The following is a 7,928-nucleotide window of genomic DNA, read 5'->3' as shown; positions in this document are numbered from 1 at the left end:
GTTCTTTTATATAGTAGAGAGCGAAAATTTTTGTACTATATCATACTTTTACTCATTTACAAAACCGGGATGCTCCCCAACCTTCCACATGAGGGGAGTTCAAAATCGGAGGGTGAGGGGAAAGCAAGCTCAGCTTTTCTGTACACGTTCGCAGGTGGTGATGCAAAGGTTTTGTACTATTTTACCTGTTTATTTTGCACACTTTTCTTGATCGTGCGATCACATAACCAAGCCGTGTAACCTTTCTGCACTTATCCAGCAAGCCCTAATTAGATTAATAGCTTAAGGTGCGCCGCAGCGCACCCTACAGAATTAGATCGCAGCTATCAATCCTGCGACTTCAGCAATGGTTCAATCTGCTGCCTTTGAAACTGCAATTCATCCGCCAAAGGCTGGTAAATTTCTCGATCGCCCGATTCATTGCAATAATCCCACAAACCATTGTAACAGTGCCTGTCGTCGTCCCAACCCGGATGGTTAACAATCGGATACAAGCAGATTCCCTCTATCGGAACTCCTGCTTTCATCGCCGCCATTACCTCAGTGCACACATAATTAAACCAGACAGGTCTAAAATCGTCTTCAGTGCCTGTTTCTGCTATGAATAAAGGGCGGCGGTAGCGCTCAAACACTTCTTGCAGCAGTTCGCGAAACGGGCGGTACAGCGGATCGGTGTATTTCATCGGGTCTTCATTGTGAATCCACTGATTGCGATCGTAATAATTCACCCCAATAATATCGAGATATTTTTCCTTGCCGCCGAGTTCCGGGCGAAAACGTCCAGCCAACATATCCCAAGCTTGATATTGAGATAAGCGATAACCTTCTGCTGCGTCCCGATCCTCCGGTTTGTCAGGATCGGCAATAATGTTAATTGTGGGATCGATTTGAACGATGCGAGTGCTGGGATTGACTTCCCAAACTGATTCTATCGCTGCGATCGCAGCTTTGACTAACTGGATTTTTAGCTCGTCTCCCCGCCCTTTGGCAAACGGATTGATGTAGGCGACATCGCCGCCGGCCCAAGCAATAAATGAAATCTCATTGACAGGTGTTACAAAAGGTGTTTCGTCGGTTTCGTTCGCCAGCACTTCCATAAAAGCGCGCACCATGTTTGCAAACCTGGACACAAATTCGGGACTGAAAATATCAATATCGTCTGGCCAGCCGTAGTGAAACAAATCCCAAATTACCTGCATTTTCATGTCGCGGGCGGCCCGAATGATTGGCAGGGAACTGGAAAAATCGTATTTTCCGGGTGTCTGTTCAATTAAGTGCCAGCGGAGACCTTCGCGGACTGTGTAAATGCCTTGCTGTTGCAAGCGTTGGTAGTCGGCTGCTGCAAATTTATCGTGACCGGTGGCGGCTGTGACATCGAGGCGTTTTCCAGATTGCACTCTGTGGGTGGAACATTCAAATCCGCCCATGAAAAAACTTTGAAACATCAATCGGATGGGTAATGGGGCATTCAGGTTTGTAGTCAGGACTAAATTCCTTAGATTTCAATCATAAAAAACTAAAGTCCTTACTACAAACGGTATTTTTGTAAGAAGTATATGCATCGGCAAAAAGTCAAAATGAAATCAGAAAAAAATCTCAGATTTTTACTTTTGTCTTGACAAATCACCAATTAGCACTGAGTAATAGCTTGCGGCTGTGAACTTTCTTCGGGAATATCCCAGCCGAGAGTTGCCGCTGCGATCACCTCTATGGGAAACTTGGGAGTGCGATCGGCATACAGCAAACCGTTAGCTTCTTGGAAAGTATCGGTTAACTGCGTGTAACAAAATCCGCTGAACATTTCCACTCGGTTTACCACCTTCAACAGCGCGGTGTAGCGCCTTTGCAGTTCGATCGTGTCCGACGCGCGCACGTAGCCCCAAACCCTGTAAAAATCGGGGTTTTCGCGGCCGGCGCAGGCAATGCCACCGAATTCTGTCAGCATCATGGGCTGTCCTTGGTGCGGGTGGCCGTCGAGGGTGAGGACTCGCCCGCCGGGACGCCCGCGATCGAACAAATCCGCTAGCTGGACTTCGGGCCCGTAGCGCTTGGCTAGGGTTTGCGGGTTGTTGTCGTAGTCGTGAATCGCCAGGATGTCGGTATCGATGCTTTCCCAGCCGTCGTTACCGATGACGGGGCGAGTCGAATCGAGGGTTTTTGTCAAGAAATACAGCGCTTGCACGTAGTTGCGGTGGGCTGCCGCTTCGACTAAATTCGGAACTCCCCAAGATTCGTTGAACGGCACCCAGACTACGATACAGGGGTGGCTGGCGTCGCGCTCGATGACTTCCGTCCACTCCCGCGTCAGCCGTTGCACGGCTTTGGGAGTGAAACGGTAGGCGCTGGGCATTTCTTCCCAAACTAAGAGCCCCAGCACGTCAGCCCAGTACAAAAATCGCGGGTCTTCGATTTTTTGGTGCTTGCGGACGCCGTTGAAACCCATTGCTTTGACTAATTCGACATCGTGCCGCAAAGCTTCGTCGGAAGGGGCACTCATCATGGTGTCGGGCCAGTAACCTTGGTCGAGCACCAGTCGCAAATAGTAGGGGCGGCCGTTTAGCATGAAACGATCGCGCTGGATGCTGACCGTCCGCATGGCGGTATAAGATTTAACCTCGTCGAGCAGTTTGCCGTCGGCCCACAACTGCACTTGAGCGTTAATTAGCGTCGGCTTTTCGGGACTCCACAGCAATTCGTTGCGGTAGTCGTCGATGCCAGGATCGGAGAGGGCGATGCGGCGGTGGATTTCGCCGTTGAGGACTTCGTAGGTGTCGTTGACCAGCAGCAGACAGCCGATCGACAGTTTAACTTTAATCTGGATTCCCGACTGGCGATCGCCCGCGACAAACGCTTCAAAACCGATTTCCCAGCGTTCAAACTGGGGAGTCCAGCGGATGCGCTCGATATAAGTGTGAGGCACCAATTCTACCCACACTGTCTGCCAAATGCCTGTCGTGCGCGGATACCAAATACTATGTGGCTCTATTTGCCAATCTTGCTTGCCACGCGGTTGCTCCAAACCTTGCGGGTCGTCCTGGGCCCAGACTGTCACCCGCTGCGGCCCGTTGAGGTTCACAACTGCTGTAATGTCTGCAGTGAAAGGAGTGTGTCCGCCTTCGTGTTCGATGACAAACTGACCGTTCACCCAGACGCGGGCGCGGTAGTCTACGGCCCCAAAGTGGAGGAGAACTCTGCCTTCTGTGTGAGGTATGTCAAATTCGCGTTCATACCAGCAGTTGGCGTGAAAATTCGTGTCGCCGATCCCGCTTTTTGCCGATTCTGGAGCAAACGGCACTTCTATAGTGTGAGTCCACTCAGAAATATCGATCGGCTGCACGCAGTGGCCCGCGTCATCGTAAGCAAACCTCCACTGACCATTGAGACAAATCCAGTTGCTCCGGCGCAGTTGGGGGCGCGGATAACCTGTTTTCCGTCCTTGAACTGTCACCTTACTATCAAGAGTTGCAGACTCTTCTATCTCGCAATTTTCTAGTTCTCTACCTAACCAACTCATCGGCACATCTACCCAAAGTTATATTTATAGGTTAGCGACAATTACCCTGACTTTGACAAGTTTTTTGCTGATTAATTTGCAAAAGTTCTGCACCTTAAAACAGCCTCATCTGAAGGATCTCTTGTGCTGAACTCATTAATCACAAGAAAGAAGAAAAAACCAGGAATATTTTTCCTATCACCGACTCTCCACCTCTCCCTCTCTCCCTCTAGCTAGCAAGACTTTGCAAACCTCCTAACGGTTCAGTTAGCTCACTTTTGAGAGAAAATTCTTCGGCAAACGGCAAACAATGAAATATTTGCTGTAGTCCCGTGAGTTCAAATAGAATTCTAACTTGTTCGCTCATGGCAGAGATCAAAAGTATACATTGGCTGTCTCTAACTAATTTCACGAGCGCGACTACCGCCATTAACTCGGAATTTTTCAGAAAATTTATTTTTGAGAAATCGAGCATAATAATTTTGCCACCGCTGGCGATTAGGCGCTGTATTTCTTTCTGAAACTGAGCCAATTGAGAATTTTCCAAAACCTCATGAGACAAAACAATTTTAACTAGAACGTTCATTTTTACCTCAATGGTTGTTTGAATTATTAAATAACTTTTGATGAAAACCGAGTAAGGTGCTCCGTGGGCACCTTACCTTTTTACCCGTAACTCGCAGCTTCCAGCTACTTGCTAGCAGATTTGCCGTTGCCGTTGCCGTTGCTGTTGCCGTGGTTGGCAGCAGCAACTTCTAGAGAAGCTGCGGCTGGGCGAGAGGGGACAACTCCATTAGAGGAGCTTACATTAGAGGCAGAACCGTTAACATTTTCTACCAATTCAATCACCGGCTTGGTAGTAATTTGTGTGTAAGTTGTCAAAGCTTGAGCGACCACTTGATCCATGTTGTAATACCTGTAAGTCGCCAGCCTTCCCACGAAAGAAACTCCCGGAGTTGCATCAGCCAAAGCCTTATATTTCTTGTAAATTTCGGCATTCTCTGGACGTGGAACCGGGTAGTAAGGGTCTCCCTCAGCTTGGGGATATTCGTAGACAATGCTAGTTTTTAGATGCTCTTGTCCGGTGAGGTATTTAAACTCGGTGCAGCGAGTATATAAATGCTCGTTGGGGTAATTTACCACCGGTGCTTCTTGGTGTACGGGTACGTTCAGCGTTTCGTGCTTGAATTCCAAGGAACGGTAAGGAAGTTTGCCGTAGCAATAATTGAAATAGGAATCGACAGGCCCGGTGTAAATCATTTCCCCGTAAGGGATAAAACCCTCAATCTCCCGGTAGTCGGTATTCAGCATCACCTTGATGTTTGGGTGAGAAAGCATCTTTTCAAACATCCGAGTGTAGCCGTGCAGCGGCATTGCTTGATAAGTATCGGTAAAATAGCGATCGTCCCGGTTAATGCGAGTGGGAACGCGGGCGATCACTGACTTGTCAAGTTCCGAGGGGTCCATTCCCCACTGTTTGCGGGTGTAGTTGCGGAAGAATTTCTCGTAAAGTTCGCGACCGACTTTGCTGACAACTACATCTTCAGAAGTGCGAATGTAATCCTTTGGTTCTGCTACTTTCGCGAAGAAATCTTCTACTTCAAATGAGGTGAGATTCAGTCCGTAAAGTTTGTTTACGGTGTTGAGATTGATCGGAATTGGCAGGAGTTGACCGTCAACGCTGGCGAGGACGCGGTGTTCGTAGGGCCGCCACTCGGTGAACCGTGAAAGATACTCGAAAACTTGGCGCGAATTGGTGTGAAAAATGTGGGGGCCGTATTTATGTACGAGGATGCCATGATTGTCGTAGTGATCGTATGCGTTGCCGCCGATGTGGTTGCGGGTATCAATTATCAGGACTGTTTTTCCGGCTTCATTTGCTAGTCTTTCGGCAATGACGCTACCTGCAAATCCTGCTCCGACGATTAAATAGTCAAACATTGAAACACCTCTGATTGTGGGTAAGGGTAAGGAATAATTGGTAATTGGACATACAGCGAGGAGTGTTGAGTGTTAAGTTTTGAATCCGTAACGTATAACTCTTTAACTTCAACCTCAACATTCCTAACTTAAAACTTTCATCCGGCCTTCGGCTTTCTGCCTTTTATCATCGATCGCACTTTCGATTAACCGCAGCATTTCGCCCCAGGTATTGTCCCAAGAATTGTCTGCTAAAAAGGCGTCTACTTCGCTCAGCCACTTGGTGCGAACGTCCGAACTTTCGCTGAGGATTTCTTGGGCACAAGCAACGAATTCTTCAGAATTGCTAGCAATCCGAACCAAGCCGTTTTCTCCGTAGGATCGCACCACGTCGCGGATAGGAGTAGAAATCACAGGTTTGCCGGCAGCGAGGTATTCTGGAGTTTTTGTGGGACTAATAAACTTAGTCGATTCGTTAATCGCAAAAGGTAGCATTGCGATATCCCATCCGCCAAGATACGCTGGCAGTTCTTGATAAGATTTGCCGCCGAGATAGTGGATATTTGGGTTAGTTGGCAGAGTTGCCGGATCGATTTTCGCCACCGGGCCAATGATGACTAAATGCCAGTCCGGCCTTGCTTGGGCGATGCCCGCCAGCAGTTCGATATCCATGCGTTCGTCTATGACGCCATAAAATCCCAAACGCGGGTGAGGAATGTCTTTTTGATCCGCCGGCTCTTGTGAAAGATTCCTGGCTGTCGCAAAGTGTTCTTTTTCGATGCTGCTGGGGAAGGCGTGAATGTTTGGGTGCTGGTGCTGTTTGGCTTCGTAAAGGTTGTGTCCCCCGGTAAATACTACGCTGGCGCGCTTTAATAATTGGTTTTCATTGGCTTTTAAATTCGGGTGCGCGCCTTTGAATGCTGACAGTTCATCCATGCAGTCGTAGACTACAGCTAGCGGCTTTAAGTGGTTTGTGAAACTGACAGCCATTGGTGTGTAATACCAGAGGATGTACTGGCTAATTTCTGCCGATCGAAACAAATCATCTAGCATGGCTTGCTGAGCAGTTTGTGCTGTTGCTTCGCTGATTCCTTCGCTCAGGTGCGGTACTATTACCCAGACTCCGCTTTCGTGGATGCTGACATCAAGCCACCAATCTGTAGCTTCGCTCAAAATTGGTTCTTCTACAAAGAAGACGCGACGACTTTTCGCACAGCGACTCAAGAGATGTTGCGGACGCTGATAGACAAAATTCCACCGCAAATGAGACAGGCAAACTAAATCTGGTGCCTCTAAAGCATCAGCTTTTGATAAGTTGGCGCGCAATGCGGGCGAGGGAGCGAATTGAGAGGGGGATTTGGCTGGATCTATAGAGGTAAATCGGATCTCCCATGCTCGACTTTTATTGCTATACTTATTGTTTACTGAGTTTTCTGGAAGCGACATATTAGCCTCTGGAATTTGTCAATGAAAATTTGTCAGTTAAAATTGGTCAATAGGATATATTTCTCAGCAGTGTCTTACTAAAAGTCGCAAGCATAAATCTGAGAACTTTTATTGACAAGCAAGCGCCGCATTCAGTGAGCTAAACAAAGAAACTGTTTAGCTGCGGAAAAAACAGGCTTATCTGCTTTTTTCAGAATTGAAACTTAGAGATAAGTTAATATTGTTAGACTTGCTATTGTTGTTAAATGTAACCCAGTTTTCCTGCCCTAACTTCTATCTGAAGGATGACTTTTATCTCAGGAGACACCTAGCTTGCATGCTGGGTTCAAAAGCCGTTAAAATGCCGATCGACCTTGTAAAATGACTCTTAACTGGCAGGTACGGGGTGAAAAAAGAGCGAGTTTTATTGCTTTATTTGAAGATGAGAGAAAATTTGCCATCAAGTTTATGTTGCTTTTTGATTTGACAAACCTTGCTTTTTTTTAACTCATCAGATCTCTAATTTGGTAAATTTGTATCCTAATATACAGAAACTTAATCGACATTTCTGACTTCCGATAGATTAACAATTGACAGTTTATAGAGTGGGGTTAAACTCACCGAAGAAGACCTGTCTCAACAATACGAAAGAAACCAGGCAACCGCAACGATAAACCTAAGATTTTGCGCGAGTCTGTGGCAAGAAACCAAGGTGATGAGATTTGCGCTGTGGGCGTCAGTTTAACCTCGCGCCCACAGCACAAATGTCAATCATCCCTCTAAGGGCGGCTTCGCCGATATCTGCAATCAAACGCCAAATATCCACGTAAACCCGCCCAGACTAAAAGATAGCAGCAATTTTAAAGTCGGCGATCAATTTTTGCCAGTCCCCCTCCAAAGGCAAAATCTTGCACCATCGAACTCTTTAAGAAATCGTGGGGAAAACCCAATTCAATTGCCAGGGTAAGAGGATCTCAATCAAGCTTAACAAAAGGAGTTGATAACAGTCATCATAAGCTGTTCGACATCTAAACTGCATTAACTCGCGTTACCTTTATTGTTTATTTTTCGGTTCCATTTCATAATTAGT

General features: G+C 47.1%; 5 protein-coding genes. All 5 read right to left on the bottom strand.

The window, feature by feature from the left end:
• Positions 1-326: 326 nt before the first annotated feature.
• On the bottom strand, positions 327-1,427 hold the full coding sequence (locus tag QUB44_RS29655) for a beta-glucosidase (RefSeq protein WP_333373226.1): 1,101 nt from the start codon (positions 1,425-1,427) through the stop codon (positions 327-329).
• Positions 1,428-1,630: 203 nt separating this feature from the next.
• Positions 1,631-3,514 (bottom strand): glycoside hydrolase family 2 TIM barrel-domain containing protein, encoded by a 1,884-nt coding sequence (locus tag QUB44_RS29650; RefSeq protein ID WP_333373223.1) that lies wholly within the window; start codon positions 3,512-3,514, stop codon positions 1,631-1,633.
• Between the two features lie 208 nt (positions 3,515-3,722).
• Positions 3,723-4,079 carry an STAS domain-containing protein gene (locus tag QUB44_RS29645; protein ID WP_333373220.1) on the bottom strand — a complete coding sequence of 119 codons (357 nt, stop codon included), beginning with the start codon at positions 4,077-4,079 and terminating at the stop codon, positions 3,723-3,725.
• 104 nt (positions 4,080-4,183) lie between these two features.
• Positions 4,184-5,434 (bottom strand): UDP-galactopyranose mutase, encoded by a 1,251-nt coding sequence (gene glf / locus QUB44_RS29640; protein WP_333373217.1) that lies wholly within the window; start codon positions 5,432-5,434, stop codon positions 4,184-4,186.
• A gap of 123 nt (positions 5,435-5,557) precedes the next feature.
• Entirely contained in the window at positions 5,558-6,859 is a 1,302-nt protein-coding gene (locus QUB44_RS29635) for a glycosyltransferase family 1 protein (protein WP_333373214.1), read from the bottom strand.
• Positions 6,860-7,928 lie beyond the last annotated feature (1,069 nt).

This window comes from Microcoleus sp. AT3-D2, assembly GCF_036705715.1.
Taxonomy (GTDB): domain Bacteria; phylum Cyanobacteriota; class Cyanobacteriia; order Cyanobacteriales; family Microcoleaceae; genus Microcoleus.
This window is presented reverse-complemented; position numbering and strand designations above follow the sequence as displayed.